The organism is Pseudomonas sp. WS 5078 (assembly GCF_012985745.1).
In the GTDB taxonomy this organism is placed as follows: domain Bacteria; phylum Pseudomonadota; class Gammaproteobacteria; order Pseudomonadales; family Pseudomonadaceae; genus Aquipseudomonas; species Aquipseudomonas lundensis_A.
In genome coordinates this window covers 162,633-176,107 of the sequence record NZ_JAAQWX010000010.1, presented here as the reverse complement: position 1 = coordinate 176,107, position 13,475 = coordinate 162,633, and the positions used below count along the sequence as shown (strand labels likewise).

General features: G+C 58.0%; 14 protein-coding genes. 3 read left to right on the top strand and 11 right to left on the bottom strand.

The features are described from left to right. Nucleotides 1-8 precede the first annotated feature (8 nt). Nucleotides 9-527, top strand: a complete 519-nt coding sequence (locus HBN68_RS15205) for an acyloxyacyl hydrolase (RefSeq protein WP_169893540.1) — start codon at nt 9-11, stop codon at nt 525-527. A 2-nt stretch (nt 528-529) separates the two neighbouring features. Here HBN68_RS15205 and HBN68_RS15200 read toward each other — a convergent pair whose 3' ends face one another. From HBN68_RS15200 to HBN68_RS15155, 10 genes are all read right to left on the bottom strand, one after another. Next, complete coding sequence (locus tag HBN68_RS15200) at nt 530-835, bottom strand: YkgJ family cysteine cluster protein (protein ID WP_047273326.1); 306 nt, start codon at nt 833-835, stop codon at nt 530-532. A 56-nt stretch (nt 836-891) separates the two neighbouring features. Beyond that, complete coding sequence (locus tag HBN68_RS15195; protein ID WP_169964958.1) at nt 892-1,386, bottom strand: DUF2878 domain-containing protein; 495 nt, start codon at nt 1,384-1,386, stop codon at nt 892-894. Further along, nucleotides 1,379-2,650, bottom strand: coding sequence for a cyclopropane-fatty-acyl-phospholipid synthase family protein (locus tag HBN68_RS15190; RefSeq protein WP_169964960.1), 1,272 nt, complete (start codon nt 2,648-2,650; stop codon nt 1,379-1,381). The genes HBN68_RS15195 and HBN68_RS15190 overlap by 8 nt, the downstream gene beginning before the upstream one ends. After that, complete coding sequence (locus tag HBN68_RS15185) at nt 2,637-3,437, bottom strand: DUF1365 domain-containing protein (RefSeq protein ID WP_169964962.1); 801 nt, start codon at nt 3,435-3,437, stop codon at nt 2,637-2,639. Before HBN68_RS15185 ends, HBN68_RS15190 begins: the two co-directional genes overlap by 14 nt. Beyond that, nucleotides 3,434-4,681 carry an FAD-dependent oxidoreductase gene (locus HBN68_RS15180; protein ID WP_169964964.1) on the bottom strand — a complete coding sequence of 416 codons (1,248 nt, stop codon included), beginning with the start codon at nt 4,679-4,681 and terminating at the stop codon, nt 3,434-3,436. Before HBN68_RS15180 ends, HBN68_RS15185 begins: the two co-directional genes overlap by 4 nt. After that, complete coding sequence (locus HBN68_RS15175; protein WP_169964966.1) at nt 4,678-5,448, bottom strand: SDR family NAD(P)-dependent oxidoreductase; 771 nt, start codon at nt 5,446-5,448, stop codon at nt 4,678-4,680. Before HBN68_RS15175 ends, HBN68_RS15180 begins: the two co-directional genes overlap by 4 nt. Continuing rightward, on the bottom strand, nt 5,441-6,886 hold the full coding sequence (gene phrB / locus HBN68_RS15170) for a deoxyribodipyrimidine photo-lyase (protein WP_169964968.1): 1,446 nt from the start codon (nt 6,884-6,886) through the stop codon (nt 5,441-5,443). The genes HBN68_RS15175 and phrB overlap by 8 nt, the downstream gene beginning before the upstream one ends. A 28-nt stretch (nt 6,887-6,914) precedes the next feature. Further along, nucleotides 6,915-7,850 (bottom strand): MerR family transcriptional regulator, encoded by a 936-nt coding sequence (locus HBN68_RS15165; protein ID WP_094992737.1) that lies wholly within the window; start codon nt 7,848-7,850, stop codon nt 6,915-6,917. 2 nt (nt 7,851-7,852) lie between these two features. Further along, nucleotides 7,853-8,821: a DUF523 and DUF1722 domain-containing protein gene (locus tag HBN68_RS15160; protein WP_094992736.1), complete on the bottom strand. Its 969-nt coding sequence runs from the start codon at nt 8,819-8,821 to the stop codon at nt 7,853-7,855. 204 nt (nt 8,822-9,025) lie between these two features. Then, nucleotides 9,026-10,012 (bottom strand): NAD(P)/FAD-dependent oxidoreductase, encoded by a 987-nt coding sequence (locus HBN68_RS15155; RefSeq protein WP_169964970.1) that lies wholly within the window; start codon nt 10,010-10,012, stop codon nt 9,026-9,028. 194 nt (nt 10,013-10,206) lie between these two features. On the opposite strand from HBN68_RS15155, the gene HBN68_RS15150 reads away from it, so the two are divergent. Beyond that, complete coding sequence (locus HBN68_RS15150; RefSeq protein WP_094992734.1) at nt 10,207-11,109, top strand: TIGR01777 family oxidoreductase; 903 nt, start codon at nt 10,207-10,209, stop codon at nt 11,107-11,109. A 13-nt stretch (nt 11,110-11,122) separates the two neighbouring features. After that, nucleotides 11,123-12,148: a ferrochelatase gene (hemH, locus tag HBN68_RS15145; protein WP_094992733.1), complete on the top strand. Its 1,026-nt coding sequence runs from the start codon at nt 11,123-11,125 to the stop codon at nt 12,146-12,148. 51 nt (nt 12,149-12,199) lie between these two features. Here hemH and HBN68_RS15140 read toward each other — a convergent pair whose 3' ends face one another. After that, a complete protein-coding gene (locus tag HBN68_RS15140) occupies nt 12,200-13,474 on the bottom strand; it encodes a uracil-xanthine permease family protein (RefSeq protein WP_094992732.1) in 1,275 nt (424 codons plus the stop codon). Nucleotide 13,475 lies beyond the last annotated feature (1 nt).

Here is a 13,475-nt window from a genome sequence, read left to right as displayed (position 1 = left end):
ATTTTCTTATGAAGCGCTTTTTAGGCTTGGCTGCTTTTGCAGCAACTGTTCTGGGGCACAGTTATACGGCACAAGCGGCCGGTATCGAGTTTGGGGTAGGGCACACAAGCCAGTCGAGCATGACCTATCGCTTGGGCTTGAAGTCCGATTGGGACAAGAGCTGGCTACAAAGTGATGTCGGTCGTCTGACCGGCTATTGGGATGGCGCTTACACGTACTGGGATGGCAAAAAGTCATCCAGCAGTAACAGCCTGTCGTTCTCACCTGTCTTTGTGTACGAGTTTGCCGGTGAAACGGTGAAACCTTATATCGAAGCGGGGATCGGCATGGCCTTGTTCTCCAAGACCGAAGTGGAAGAACAAAAGCTGGGCACGGCTTTCCAGTTTGAAGACCGCATTGGTGTTGGCTTGCGCTTTAACGGCGGTCATGAAGTCGGGATTCGTGCGACGCATTACTCCAACGCCGGGCTTTCCAGCACCAATGACGGGGTGGAGAGCTACGCCCTGCATTACACAATGCCGCTGTAACGTTAGCGATACGCGGTGGCAATGCCTTGACGCTCGTTAAGGCATTCGACCTCGCCCATTTCGAACTCGCGGCAAATCAGCGGACGCTTTTCGTAAATGGTGCACATCATGGTGTTGCGGTCCAGGGCTGCACACCAGCCATCGTCCAGGCGCAACATCACTTCGCCGCCCCAGTCATCCGTGTCGATAAAGCGCTCGGGCACACCCGTGTCGGTGATCAGCATCACTTCGAGTTGGCAGCAGCACGCCGCGCATGTTGAACATGTGACGGCGGGTTCGGTAATTTCAGTCAGCGGGATGGTGGTCATAGGCGCGCAGTGTAAGGCAGTGCCGCATCAAGGTGTGAAAGAGCTGATAGCTGCACTTATCTTGCCGGGTGTGAAAATTTACCTGCCAGCCATTGCAGGGTCGGGAACAACCCGCCCCATAGCAGACCTAGCCCGATCAGGGTTGGCCACAGGCCTAACGGAAACGCCACCGCACCCAGCCGCTGCCCCGCGTAATACGAAAGAGGGCCTGACACGGCGCCCAGTACGGCGCACAGCCAGACCGGTTTCGCGGTCCACGCCAGGCAATGATTCAACGTTGTGGCCAGCAAAGCCCACAGCATAATCAACCAGAACGGGATGATCCTCCCGGGACTGTCGAATGCAAACACGCCCGCGTTCAACAGGACGCTGTCGATGACGCTGCCCAGCGCGCACACCAGCAACACCAGGCGGATGTCCGCTTTTATCCACAGCACTTGAATGGCCAAGGCTGCGGCTGCCAGCAGTAGCCAGCCGCTGTGGCCGCCCAGTACACAGGCAAACCAGCCGACTTGAAACAGCGCGGCGTTGGCCAGTGTCTTGTTAAGCATCGAGTCGACCCAGCAGCGGCTGGATCGTGGCGCCCGGTTTGGCCAACAGCAATTGTGCGGTGCCAATGCTGCGCTCCAGAAAGCCGCCTTCGCAGTAGCACAGGTAAAACTCCCACAGCCGCAGGAAGTAGTCGTCGTAGCCCAGCTCAGTCAAACGGCCATGGGCACGTCGAAAGTTCTCACGCCACAGGTGCAGGGTTTTGGCGTAATGCAGGCCGAAGTCTTCCATGTGCATCAAGTTCATGTCGGTGTCCTGACCGACGATTTCGAGCATTTTCTGCACGCTGGGCAAGGCGCCGCCGGGGAAAATATAGCGCTGGATAAAGTCCACGCTGCGTTTTGCCTGCTCATAACGTTGTTCGCGGATGGTGATCGCTTGCAACAGCATCAAACCGTGGGGCTTGAGCAAGTGCGAACACTGTTTGAAGTAGCTGGGCAAGAAGCGATGACCGACAGCCTCGATCATTTCGATGGACACCAACTTGTCGTATTGCCCTGTCAGATCGCGGTAATCCTCAAGCAGCAGTGTCACCTGATCTTGTAGGCCAAGTGCATTGATCCGAGTAAGGGTGTAGTCGTACTGCGCCTTGGACAATGTGGTGGTAGTGACCTTGCACCCGTATTGCTGCGCGGCAAACAACGCCATGCTGCCCCAGCCGGTGCCGATTTCCAGTAAATGGTCGTCGGCCGTCAGCCCGAGTTTCTGGCAGATACGCTCCAGTTTATTAAGCTGCGCCTGCTCCAGCGTGTCTTCGGCCGTCAGGAACTGTGCGGCGGAATACATCATGGTCGGGTCGAGAAACTGCTCGAACATCTCGTTGCCCAGGTCGTAATGCGCCGCAATGTTTTTTTGCGACCCTTTGCGTGTGTTGCGATTGATCCAGTGCAGGCCTCGAATGAATGGGCGGCCCAGACGTGCCAAACCACCTTCCATGGCATCCAGCACGTCCAGATTGCTGACCAGTACACGGATCACTTTTGTGAGGTCTGGCGAGCTCCAATAGCCATGGATAAAGGCTTCGCCGGCGCCGATGGAACCGTTGCTGGCGATCATGCCCCACACGCTGGCGTCGTGAATGTGAACCTCGGCCACAAGCCCTGCGCCATGGTCGCCGAATGTCCGGCGCTCGCCTTTTTCGACGACGGTCAAATGGCCGTTTTTCAGCTGGTCCAGTTGACGGATCACCCCGCGGCGCAATAACGCGCTGGTCAGGTTATGGGTACTCGACAATGAAGGTTTACTCACCAGGCTAGGGCTTTTCATGGCGTTGTTCCTTGTTATGCGCAGCAGCAATGCGAAAGGCGCCATCGGCGGCCTGATGGGAAAAAATCGGTGTTCGTTTTAGAAATAACCGTACGGCTTGCCAGTAAATCGCCGCGCACGTCTTGGCAGTCATCCACGGGAACTGGCGCAAGTAGCGATGCAGCCCCGCACGGTCCAACGACGTACGTTGCAGATTGAGGGTGGCATCAAACAGCTTTAGCTCACCTTGCCAGTCAGCCATGTGCACGCCGAGACGCGCATCGGGCGCACTGAAGCTCATGCGGTATTGCACATCGCGCGGTAAAAACGGCGAAACATGGAAGGCCTTGGCCACGGCGACGTGCTGAAAACCGTCTCCTTGTGCCGGGAGTACATAGTGATAGCGTTCGCGCCAGGGCGTATTGGTCACTTCGCACAAGACAGCAGCCAGTGCGCCGTCAGCCTCAAAGCAGTAAAAAAAACTCACCGGGTTGAACGAAAGCCCCCAGCTGCGCGGTTGCGTGAGCAGGCGGATTGCGCCTTGTGGGGTGTGCCCCAACGCGATACCGACTTGTTGGCGCACCGCGTCGATCAGGCGCATGCCTGACTGGGTGTAGGTTTTCAGGTAATCGGTTTCACGGAAAGAGAATGGCGCCAGTCGGCTTTTTCCAGCCAGCGTGGACAGCCCGAATACCGCGTCCTGTTCATCCAGATCGAGATAGAGCAGCCCGATGCGGTAACGAAACGCATGGGAAGTGGGCGAGAAGCGCCGATGGGCGATCCACCCGCTATACAGGGCGCTGTTCATAAGCGATGCCCAAAGGCGTTGGCCACACGCAATGCGCTGACGACACCATCTTCATGGAAACCATTGGCCCAGTAGGCGCCGCAAAAATAGCTGTTGTGCGCGCCCAGCAGTTCTTGCCACCGCGCTTGTGCGGCAATGCCCTGCAAGCTGTATTGCGGGTGGGCATAGGTAAAGCTGGCCAACACCTTCAAAGGATCGATAGCTGACGTTTGGTTAAGGCTGACGCAGAACGTGTTCTCGCTCTGAATACCTTGCAGGATGTTCATGTTGTAGGTCACGGCAGCGCGTTTTTGTACGGCTGAGCCCAGGCGATAGTTCCAGCTGGCCCACGCCAGTTTTCGGTCAGGCAACAGGCGCGTATCGGTATGCAGCACAACATCGTTGTCGGCGTAGGGCAGGGCGCCGAGGATTTCCTTTTCAGCCGTTGAAGGCTCGGCCAGCAATGCGAGGGCCTGATCGCTGTGGCAGGCAAAAATAACTTTGTCGAACCGCTCAACACCTGCAGCGGTGTGGACGAGCACGCCTTGCTCGTACCGCTCGACCTGAGTCACCGGGCAATTAAGGTGGATTCGATCAACAAACCCGGCACTCAACGGTTTGACGTAAGCGCTTGAGCCTCCCTCAATCACACGCCATTGCGGGCGGTTACTGACGCTGAGCAGGCCGTGGTTCTTAAAAAAACGTACGAAGAATTGCAGCGGAAACGTCAGCATGTCGGCCAGTGACATCGACCAGATGGCGGCGCCCATCGGCACGATGTAGTGCTCAATAAAGCGTTCGCCATAGCCGCGCTGTTGCAAATAGTCACCGAGCCGGGTGTCAGCGGCGATTCGGTGCTCGTCCAGGTCGCGTACGGCTTCGCGGTTAAAACGCAAAATGTCGCGCAACATCCCCCAAAACGCAGGCGATAGCAGATTACTGCGCTGGGCAAACAGGCTGTTGAGCGTATTGCCGTTGTATTCAAGCCGAGTGTCCGTGTCGTGCACGGAAAAGCTCATTTCAGTGGCATTGGAGCGAACGCCTAACTGCTCCATCAGTTTGATGAAGTTGGGGTAGGTCCAATCATTGAAAACGATGAATCCCGTGTCCACGGCATAGGTTTGCCCGTTGACGTCAACACTGACGGTATGGGTGTGGCCGCCGATCCAGTCGCTGGCTTCGAAGACGCTGATGTCGTGGGTCTTGTGCAGTAAATAACCACAGGTCAAACCTGATATGCCGCTGCCGATGATCGCGATTTTCATGATTTTGTTTTCTCGCCATTACGTGCCAGACGTTTGCCGAGTGCCACTTGCAGGCGCTTGGGCAGGCTGGCGAGCAGACGTAACAGCACGATGAAAGGGGTTGGAAATGCGATCTCCAGCGGGCGTTTTTCCAGGCGCTGGCAAATATGCTGTGCCGCCTTGGGTGCGGACCAGCGCATGGGCATCGGAAAATCATTTTTTGCAGTCAACGGCGTATCAACAAAGCCGGGGCTGACCAGGGTGACGTCCAGACCTTCGTGCGCAAGATCGAGCCGTAGCGATTCCAGCAGATAGCGCAGCCCTGCCTTGGACGCGCCATAAGCCCCGGCCCGGGGCAATGCCCAATAGGTGACAGAGCTGACGACACCTACCAGGTGCGGGCGCGAACCGGCGCGCAGCAAAGGGAGTGCAGTCTCGATGCAATACCCGGTGGCCAATAAATTGGTGCGTACCACGCGTTCGATGAGGCCGCCGTCAAAGTGATCTGCATCGATGTATTCGCACGTGCCCGCGTTGAGAATCACGGTGTCCAGCGCGCCCCAAGTCTGGGCAATGCTCATGCCGATGTCGCGCACCTGAGCGCTGTCAGTCAAATCCCCGGGGACAAGCAAGACTTGTCCGGGATAGCGCTCAGACAAGGCTGAAAGGGGTTGCAGGTTGCGTGCAGTCAGGGCGAGCCGAGCGCCTTTTTCAAGTAGCTCTTGCGCCATATGCGCACCGATGCCGCTGCTGGCACCGGTCAGCCAGATTCTGCGCCCGTTAACCATGGCTCACCTCTAACATGTTTTTTGACGGCAGGTTTTTGAATGCGCTCAACGCGCGTTCGCGGCTTTGGCTCAAGTTCACGATAGGGGCAGGATAGTTGGCGATACCAAACAGGCCGCCAGCCGACGCCGGGTTATGGACCAGTTTTTTATTGAGGTCCGCCAGTTCGGGGAGCCAGTGTTTAATAAAGGCTCCGTCGGGATCGAAGCGCTCAGACTGGCTCAAAGGATTGAAAATTCTGAAGTACGGGACTGAATCGGTTCCGGTGGAGGAGCTCCACTGCCAGCCGCCGTTGTTGGCCGCCAAATCGCCATCAATCAAATGCTGCATAAAGAAGCGTTCGCCCTCGCGCCAGTCGATCAGCAGATTTTTAGTCAGGAACATCGCCACTACCATGCGCAGGCGGTTGTGCATCCAGCCCGTTTGCAACAGTTGGCGGATCGCCGCATCAATGATCGGGAAGCCCGTACGGCCCTCTTTCCAGGCGGCCAGTTCTTCAGGAGCATCGCGCCATGGCATGAATTCTGTTTCGGGGCGGAAAGCGCGATGGCGAGAGACGCGTGGGTAACCGACCAGAATGTGCTTATAAAATTCGCGCCACAGCAATTCGGTGACCCAGGTGAAGGCGCCGGGACTGCCGCTTTCGAACTCGCCGTTGTTGCTCATCAATGCCGCATGCAAGCATTGGCGCGGGGAAATCACGCCCGCTGCCAAGTAGGCGGAAAGTTGGCTGGTCCCCGGCTTGGCCGGCAGGTCGCGCTCGTCTTTGTAATAGTGAATGTGTTCATCGGCGAAGCGTTCAAGACGCGCCAGGGCCTCTTCTTCGCCCGCCGGCCACAAAGCGCGTAGCGCGTCGTCGGGTGTGGCAAACCCTTCGACGGAGGCAGGTATCGGGTCGCTTTTGATATTTAAGGGCGCTTGAGCCTCAGGTGCTGCAAGGATCTGCGGCAAGGCCATGTGCAAACGGTTATAACAAATTCGACGGAATTGGCTAAACACCTGAAAGTACGAGCCGGACTGCGTCAGAATGCTGCCCGGCTGAAACAGCAGTTGGTCGAGGTAACTGTGAAACGCGATACCTTCAGCTTCGAGGGTTTGAGCGACTGCCTGGTCGCGACGGGTTTCGTTGATTCCGTATTCCTGATTGGTGTGCAGCGCTTGAATGCCATGCTGCTGACACAGGTCCAGGAGAACGGCAGGTGCTTGGTCCCACGTAGGAGCAGTCCGAATCAACAAGGGAATATTGAGTTGCTGCAGACGCTCGTTCAGGGCGCCCAGATTACGTAGCCAGAAGTCGACTTTGCATGCCGCGTCATCATGCATCAGCCATTGCTCGGGGCTGATTATGTAGACAGCCAGCGTAGGCCCGCGCTCTGCCGCCGCGCTCAGGGCGGTGTTATCAACGTGACGCAGGTCGCTTCGTAGCCAGATAAGTTGCATGTCATTTCCTTAAGCCCATGGCAGAGCGTTACAAAAGCCCGAGTTGATTGAGGCGTTGGTGCACTTCCATCGGGTCATTGGCCAGGCACAGTCCTGCGATCTCGGTTGTGCTTACACACAGCACGTCGTAATGGATGCGTACGCTGGGGCCGGCTATCAACGTCGGACAGTCGATGCCGTTCAGTAATTTGCCCAGTGCTTGGGTATTCAGGGTTTTGCTGGAGTACAGCACCACGGCTTTGGGTTGCAGCCGTTCAACGGCCAGCCCGAGCTCGCCCGCAGGCAAGGGGGCATCAAACATTTCAACCGGGCAATGGCTGCTGCTGACCAGCAGAGCGGTGAGCCACAAGTGAGGTTCGAAGGGCAGGTCCGAGTGATTAATCAGCAATACCGCAGCGCCTTTGAGCGAGCGGTTGTTGTGATAAATCCGGGCGCCCAGCTTGCTGCGCAACCAGGTGTGGAAGAACACACGCTCCAGCTGGGCACCGAACTGACCCTGCCAGCGTTGTTCCAACTCATCGAGCAGCGGGATCAAGAGCTGTTCGCACAGAGGGCGCGTAGGGTAGAGCGACATGACTTGGTTAAAACAATCATCGAGGCGGCGCTCGGCCAGTTCACTGATGGCTTGTGTCAGGGTTTGACGCCATACCTGCCAGTCACTGCCGGTTGTTTCATCGCAAGGGCTGGGTGCATCCAGCAAGGGTTTGATTTGACTGACAGCGACGCCGCGGTTGAGCCACAACACAATTTGCTGAATTCGCTGGATGTGCTCGGTGGAAAACAGGCGATGCCCCTTGGCTGTGCGGTGCGGCACGATCAGCCCATAGCGGCGCTCCCAAGCACGCAAGGTCACGGCGTTAACCCCCGTGATACGCGACACATCGCGTATCGGCAGCCAGCCTTCAGCCAAGGCCTGGCTGTAGTCCGTGTCGGGTGTATTGGACATGATCAGGTCGTCATTCATGGTCAGATGGCATTCCGCAGGCTGAGATTTTCCGGGTGCGGTTGCAGGTAAACCTGACGCGAGATGTAGGGATCCGGGTGCTGGCGGAAGTGATGTTTGAGCAGCGTCAGTGGCACGACTAAAGGCACAATGCCCTGCAAGTACTGGCCAATGAGCTGTTGAATTTCCTGCTTGTCAGCACTGCTAATGGATTGTTTGAGGTAGCCGCACAAGTGTTGCAGCACATTGGTGTGAGTGCGGCGGGTGGCACATCGCTTAAGGGCTTTCATCAGCTCGCTGAAATACTGCGGCGCTACCGTGCGCGGGTCCTGCTTGCCAAGGCTGCCCAGCAGGTTGCCCAGGGTTTTGTATTGGGCCGGATGGTGCGCCATCAGCTGGTATTTATAGCGGGCATGGAATTCGGTCAGGCTGCGCCGTGTGATGCCTTCTTTGAGCAGTACTTGCCAGTCACGGTAGGCGTACACGCGGGTCATGAAGTTTTCGCGCAGTACCGGGTCATTCAATCGCCCGTCTTCTTCCACCGGCAGGTCGGGGTGCGCGTCACAGAAGGCTTGGGCATAAATGCCGCGGCCACTGAGTTCGGCCGGGCGCCCACCGTCCTGATAGACCTTGACCCGCTCCAGCCCGCAGGAAGGCGACTTTTGCATAAAGATGTAGCCGCAAATGTCGGTGTGTTCGGCAGCCATTTCCACGCCGTAGTCATGCAGGGGGCGGGTCACGTCCAGCGCGCTGTCGACGCTGCCGACGGCCAGTGGCTGTTCAGGGTTGCCAATCAGACGGATAGGTTGACGGGGTATGCCAAGGCCGATGGCGACCTCGGGGCACAGCGGCACAAAGTCGAAATGTTCACTCAGGGCCTGGCTGCACAGGCGCGACTCTTTATGCCCGCCGTTAAAGCGAACTTCGGCTCCCAGCAGGCAAGCGCTGATGGCGATTTTCGGTTTGTCATGAGCTGAGACGGCGCTGGCCATGTGATGAACCTCCAAGAATTACTTGTACATCTTTTGTGTGATGTACAACTTAAGGTCATCATAGGCTTGATCTTGTACAAGTCAAATACCTTGTACAAGTATTGAGTGTTTTTATAAGGTCATCGCATCCGAGACAGGTGCCCACGCCAAGGCAGTGCAGGCAGACGCCGCACGAGGCGGCGTCTGGGAGCGTGTCTGCGGGCGTTATTCCAAATGCTCAAGCAACTTGCGCGCGGCGTCTTGGCCGCTGAGCCAGGCACCTTCGACCCGGCCTGACAAACACCAGTCGCCGCAGGCATATAAGCCCAGGTCTGAGTCGGCCAAAGCGCCCCATTCATGGGTTGTGGCGGGGCGTGCATAAAGCCAGCGGTGGGCCAGCGTAAAAATCGGGGCCGGTGTAGGGGAGTGGATCAGCTCGGCAAAGGCGCCGTGCAGATGCTCAATGACCGCTTCTTTGGGCAGGTCGAGATTTTGTCGGCTCCAGGCGCTGGTGGCATGCAGCACCCAGGTGTCGGGCTGTTGGCCTCGGCCCGGTTTGCTTCTGTTGCGTGCCAGCCACTCCAGCGGACTGTCTTGTACAAAACAGCCATCGATTTTGGTCGCCAGAGGGGTGTCAAAGGCCAGTGCCAAGGCCCACGTCGGGTCCATCTTCACACTGGCCACCATGCTGGCCAACTTAGGAGCCACGGCCAGTAACGCCGTGGCCTGTGGCGCGGGAGTGGCTATGATCACATGGCTGAATGGGCCATGATCGTGACCGTCTGCGTCTTGCAGGTGCCAGTGTGTCTCACCCTTGATCAGGTCGGTGATCCGGCAGGAAAAGGTCACGCGGGATTTGCCCAGCAGGCCGCGGGTGATCGCACTCATGCGCGGGTTGCCGACCCAGCGGGTTTGCTCGTCGGGGGAGGGGGTCAATTGGCCATGTTTGTGGTTGAACAGATGGGGTGCCCACTCGCTGGCCCAACCATTGCTTTGCCAGCGTTGTACTTCTTCGACGAAACGTCGATCACGGGCGGTGAAGTACTGAGCGCCCAAGTCGAGATTGCCTGCGTCGCTGCGTTTGCTGGACATGCGGCCACCGCTGCCCCGGCTTTTGTCAAACAGGTGCACTGTGTGACCTGCTTTTTGAAGGGCTTGCGCTGCTGAAAGACCGGCAATGCCGGTGCCGATTATTGCGATGGGTACAGTCATATTGGCCTCGATTCCTGTTTGCACAGACTACGCCGATGGTAATACCTGTACAAATCTATTTATTGGTATAAGTTTTAGCGTGCTCGCGAGGTCCATCTGGCCTATTCTTATACACAGCCGACGGCGCGACGAATTGGGGCTTTCTCTAAAAATAGACCAGTGCTCGCGATAAAACTTCCTGCGAGGTTGAACAGATGCACATATTGCTGACAGGCGGTACAGGCTTGATAGGGCGCCAGCTTTGTCGTCACTGGCTGGCGCAAGGTCATCGTTTGACGGTGTGGAGCAGACGCCCCGCGCAGGTGAGTGAATGCTGTGGAGCGGATGTCAGGGGTATCGCCAGGCTCGAAGAGCTTGGGCAGGAGCCTGTGGATGCCGTGATCAATTTGGCGGGTGCACCCATTGCGGATCGGCCGTGGACGCGCAAGCGCAAGATGCTGCTCTGGAGCAGTCGGATCACTTTGACGGAAACCTTGTTGGCGTGGCTCGAAAGCCGCGAGCAAAAGCCGTCGGTGCTGGTGTCAGGCTCGGCGGTGGGCTGGTATGGGGACGGCGGTGAACGTGAGCTGACCGAAGACTGCGCGCCGGTCACTGAAGATTTCGCCAGTCACCTGTGCATCGCCTGGGAAGAGACCGCGCAGCGTGCGCAGGCGCTCGGGATTCGTGTGGTGTTGGTGCGCACAGGGCTGGTGTTGTCCGCCGAGGGCGGTTTTTTGTCACGCCTGTTGCTGCCTTTCAAGCTGGCGCTCGGCGGGCCGATAGGCACTGGTCGGCAATGGATGCCATGGATTCATATCCTGGACCAAATTGCCCTGATTGATTTTCTTGTGCATGAGAATGCGGCAACGGGTCCTTATAATGCCTGCGCCCCGCACCCGGTGCGTAATGCGGAGTTCGCAAAGACCCTTGGCAGTGTGCTGCATCGCCCTGCCGTGATGCCTTTGCCCGCCTTTGTATTGCGCGTATTACTGGGCGAAATGTCGCAGTTGTTATTGGGCGGGCAGCGGGCGACGCCCGCACGTTTGCTGGAAGCCGGCTTCACTTTTCAGTTCACCGATTTGCGTGCGGCACTCGATGATGTGTCCGCCCGCCTCTGAAATAGGATGTTGCATGACCGACCACGCGCTGTTGCTGGTAAACCTGGGTTCACCGGCGTCTACGTCGGTAGCGGATGTTCGCAGCTACTTGAACCAGTTTCTGATGGACCCGTACGTGATCGACTTGCCATGGCCGGTTCGACGCTTGTTGGTGTCGCTGATCCTGATCAAGCGCCCCGAGCAATCGGCGCACGCCTACGCGTCCATTTGGTGGGATGAAGGGTCGCCGCTGGTGGTGCTCAGCCGCCGTTTGCAACAGGCCATGACCCGTGAGTGGAAGCAGGGGCCGGTGGAGCTGGCCATGCGTTACGGCGAGCCGTCCATCGAAACGGTGCTTACCCGGCTGGCCGGGCAGGGCATCAAAAAGGTGACGCTGGCGCCGTTGTACCCGCAGTTTGCCGACAGCACCGTGACCACGGTCATCGAAGAAGCCAAGCGCGTGGTGAAGACTAAAAAGCTGCCGATTCAGTTTTCGATCCTCCAGCCATTCTATGACCAGCCCGAATACCTCGACGCGATGGTGGCCAGTGCCAGTCCGCATCTGGCGCAGGAGTACGATCACCTGCTGCTGAGCTTCCACGGGTTGCCCGAACGCCATCTCCACAAACTGGACCCGACCGGCAATCACTGTTTCAAAAATGAAGCGTGCTGCAAAAACGCATCCCCTGCGGTGATGGCTACCTGCTATCGCGCACAGTGCCTGCGGACCGCGGAGTTGTTTGCGCAGCGAATGGGTTTGCCAGACGGTAAGTGGTCGGTGGCCTTTCAATCCCGTTTGGGGCGAGCGAAGTGGATCGAACCTTATACCGAAGCGCGCCTGGATGCGCTGGCCAAAGAGGGGGTCAAGAAGGTGCTGGTGATGTGCCCGGCCTTTGTCGCCGACTGTATCGAAACACTGGAAGAGATTGGTGATCGCGGTCGCGAGCAGTTCATTGAGGCGGGGGGCGAGTCGTTGGTGCTGGTGCCGTGCCTGAATGACGACCCCGAGTGGGCGGCTGCGTTGAACACGCTTTGTGAAAGGGCGCCGCTGGCGCTATGAAATGAAAAACCCTCTCCCGCAGGGAGAGGGTTGGGTGAGGCGCAGGCCGATTTAGATAATCGGCTCGTCACCTTTCTTCTTTTTCCAACTGTCGTTGCCCGGCAGGATCAGGTTCAGCGCTATCGCCACAATGGCACACAGCGCAATGCCCTTGAGACCGAAGTCTTCGGGGCCCATACCGGTGCCGATCAGCACGCCGCCAATACCGAACACCAACGTGACCGAAACGATCACCAGGTTGCGTGCCTCGCTCAGGTCAACCTGATGACGGATCAGGGTATTCATGCCCACCGCCGCGATTGAACCGAACAGCAGGCACAGAATCCCGCCCATGACCGGCACTGGAATGCTTTGCAGTAGTGCGCCGAACTTGCCGATAAAGGCCAGGCTGATGGCGAAGATCGCCGCCCAGGTCATGATTTTCGGGTTGTAGTTCTTGGTCAGCATCACTGCGCCAGTTACTTCGGCGTAGGTGGTATTGGGCGGACCACCCAGCAGGCCGGCGGCCGTGGTGGCAATCCCGTCACCAAACAGGGTGCGGTGCAGGCCCGGTTTTTTCAGGTAATCACGACCGGTCACGCTGCCCACGGCAATCACGCCGCCAATGTGTTCAATGGCCGGGGCCAACGCCACGGGGACGATAAACAGAATCGCCTGCCAGTTGAACTCGGGCGCCGTGAATTGCGGCAAGGCAAACCATGGGGCTGCGGCAATTTTGGCTGTGTCGACCACGCCAAAATAGAAGGCCAGGGCAAAACCCACCAGCACGCCGGCAATGATCGGTACCAGACGGAAAATCCCTTTCCCGAACACCGCTACGATCAGCGTGGTCAGCAAGGCTGGCATCGAGATCATCATGGCGGTCTGGTAATGAATCAGCTCGGTGCCATCTTCAGCGCGGCCCATTGCCATGTGCGCGGCAATCGGTGCCATTGCCAGGCCGATGGAGATAATCACCGGACCAATGACCACAGGCGGGAGCAGGCGATCAATGAAACCGGTGCCTTTGAGCTTTACCGCGAAACCGAGAAAGGTGTACACGAAACCGGCTGCCATCACGCCGCCCATGGTCGCTGCCAGGCCGAATTGGCCTTTGGCGAGAATGATCGGGGTAATGAAAGCGAAACTCGAAGCCAGAAAGACCGGCACCTGGCGCCGGGTCACGATCTGGAACAGCAGAGTCCCGAGACCCGCCGTGAACAGCGCAACGTTGGGGTCCAGGCCTGTAATCAAAGGCATCAACACCAACGCGCCAAAGGCCACGAAGAGCATCTGCGCGCCAGAGATGATCTGGCGCCAGAGCGGGTCGTTGAACTCGTCCTGCATG

What these genes read in the sequence shown, in the direction of transcription:
- HBN68_RS15140 (WP_094992732.1), bottom strand. Translation starts at nt 13,474, where the DNA reads ATGCAGGACGAGTTCAACGACCCGCTCTGGCGCCAGATCATCTCTGGC.
- hemH (WP_094992733.1), top strand. Translation starts at nt 11,123, where the DNA reads ATGACCGACCACGCGCTGTTGCTGGTAAACCTGGGTTCACCGGCGTCT.
- HBN68_RS15195 (WP_169964958.1), bottom strand. Translation starts at nt 1,386, where the DNA reads ATGCTTAACAAGACACTGGCCAACGCCGCGCTGTTTCAAGTCGGCTGG.
- HBN68_RS15185 (WP_169964962.1), bottom strand. Translation starts at nt 3,437, where the DNA reads ATGAACAGCGCCCTGTATAGCGGGTGGATCGCCCATCGGCGCTTCTCG.
- HBN68_RS15165 (WP_094992737.1), bottom strand. Translation starts at nt 7,850, where the DNA reads ATGAATGACGACCTGATCATGTCCAATACACCCGACACGGACTACAGC.
- HBN68_RS15175 (WP_169964966.1), bottom strand. Translation starts at nt 5,448, where the DNA reads ATGGTTAACGGGCGCAGAATCTGGCTGACCGGTGCCAGCAGCGGCATC.
- HBN68_RS15190 (WP_169964960.1), bottom strand. Translation starts at nt 2,650, where the DNA reads ATGAAAAGCCCTAGCCTGGTGAGTAAACCTTCATTGTCGAGTACCCAT.
- HBN68_RS15160 (WP_094992736.1), bottom strand. Translation starts at nt 8,821, where the DNA reads ATGGCCAGCGCCGTCTCAGCTCATGACAAACCGAAAATCGCCATCAGC.
- HBN68_RS15150 (WP_094992734.1), top strand. Translation starts at nt 10,207, where the DNA reads ATGCACATATTGCTGACAGGCGGTACAGGCTTGATAGGGCGCCAGCTT.
- HBN68_RS15200 (WP_047273326.1), bottom strand. Translation starts at nt 835, where the DNA reads ATGACCACCATCCCGCTGACTGAAATTACCGAACCCGCCGTCACATGT.
- phrB (WP_169964968.1), bottom strand. Translation starts at nt 6,886, where the DNA reads ATGCAACTTATCTGGCTACGAAGCGACCTGCGTCACGTTGATAACACC.
- HBN68_RS15155 (WP_169964970.1), bottom strand. Translation starts at nt 10,012, where the DNA reads ATGACTGTACCCATCGCAATAATCGGCACCGGCATTGCCGGTCTTTCA.
- HBN68_RS15205 (WP_169893540.1), top strand. Translation starts at nt 9, where the DNA reads ATGAAGCGCTTTTTAGGCTTGGCTGCTTTTGCAGCAACTGTTCTGGGG.
- HBN68_RS15180 (WP_169964964.1), bottom strand. Translation starts at nt 4,681, where the DNA reads ATGAAAATCGCGATCATCGGCAGCGGCATATCAGGTTTGACCTGTGGT.